This is a genomic window from Neisseria benedictiae (assembly GCF_958267435.1).
GTDB classification, from domain to species: Bacteria; Pseudomonadota; Gammaproteobacteria; order Burkholderiales; family Neisseriaceae; genus Neisseria; species Neisseria bergeri.
Genome location: NZ_CATQFV010000030.1, coordinates 1 through 1,256, shown reverse-complemented (window position 1 = coordinate 1,256; position 1,256 = coordinate 1). Strand labels below are relative to the sequence as shown.

The 1,256-nt window shown below is 35.0% G+C and carries 2 protein-coding genes; both read right to left on the bottom strand.

What is annotated here, in order from left to right; all coding sequences use genetic code 11:
- Positions 1 to 222: 222 nt before the first annotated feature.
- Positions 223 to 711, bottom strand: a complete 489-nt coding sequence (locus Q3O12_RS03695) for a hypothetical protein (RefSeq protein WP_025458151.1) — start codon at positions 709 to 711, stop codon at positions 223 to 225.
- A 43-nt stretch (positions 712 to 754) separates the two neighbouring features.
- On the bottom strand, positions 755 to 1,256 hold a 502-nt coding region (locus tag Q3O12_RS03690), incomplete at its 5' end, for a polymorphic toxin type 15 domain-containing protein (protein ID WP_301669396.1).

The window sequence follows — 1,256 nt, the reverse complement described above, 5'->3', positions numbered from 1 at the left end:
TCGTAAACGTAATGAAGGACGCCGCTTCTTTGGTCGGCGCTTTGGATCAGGTTGCCGGCTTTGTCGTAGGCGAATGAGATTGTTAAAGAGCAAATGGTTCAGACGACCTCAAAGAAGGTATTGAGGTCGTCTGAAAGATAGAAACCGCGTGCGTGCGTACCGCACGCACCCTACGTTGGGATTGGAGGTTTTGTGCGGGCTACGGCTTGCTATAAATTTTTGTTAATTAGCCCACGTTTTTATATCATCTCTATAAGAATCTATTTTTTCTAGCTCCTGAAAATACTCATCAGAACCATTGCTTCTATTTCTTTTTGCACATAATAATCTAATTAATGAAGATGTTAAATCAATCATATCCATATTTTGATATTCTTTATCCAATAAGAAATTAGATATCTTTCTAAAATCTTCTTTCCCCAAATCAAAAAACGTTAACATCTGTGCTGCAATAGATAAGGTCATCTCTTCATTATCTATGTATTTTTCTACTATTAGTTTTACTATTTTATCTTTTGTTTCTCTATTATCATGCCGAAATCTAGATAAAAATTTTAATATTTCAACTTTTACAAATTCATCTACATTTATAGAAAATAGCTCTTCTTCCAAATAATTCAAAAATTCTACAGACGGATTACCATCAAAATTATCGAGAAAATCCATTTTGCCATCATCATCCAATTTTTTATAATGTTCTATACTTTTCATACTTAAATTCCTTTAAATATAATGTTAAAAATATTAAATCAATCTACCTCTTCAATTTTAATTGATACGTAATTTTAGTTGTTTCGTCAGGCATTTCTAATATATCCCTAGCTATTCTATCTGCTTGTCCTCCCAAAATAGAGTTTATACGTTTGTCACCTACCTTCGTTACATCCATTGGCTTGCCTCCTGTCCTCATATCCGGCTCATGTAGCCATGCCTTACAATCACCAGCAGGTCCTAATGTTTTGACAAAATTACGTCCTTCTTTTTCTACATCTTCGTTGTAAGCCCTAATTCTCGCTTTTAATCCAATTAAACCCTCTTCTTGAATAATTTTATTCATAGCCTTTATTTGTCCTCTAATTTGCCTACGCAGTTCTGATATATTAGTCTTTTTATCTGGTTTTATTGTATGACGATAAGTCAAACGAGCAAGCCCCCAATAATCAATCCAAATCTGAGCATTCGGTGCAAACTGATACAGATTCTCCCCACCCAATAGCCCAATCGGGTCTTGGTTAATGAAACGCCCTGTCTCCGCC

Excerpts from the sequence above, each read along its gene's own strand:
- Q3O12_RS03695 (WP_025458151.1), bottom strand. The coding sequence starts at position 711 with ATGAAAAGTATAGAACATTATAAAAAATTGGATGATGATGGCAAAATG.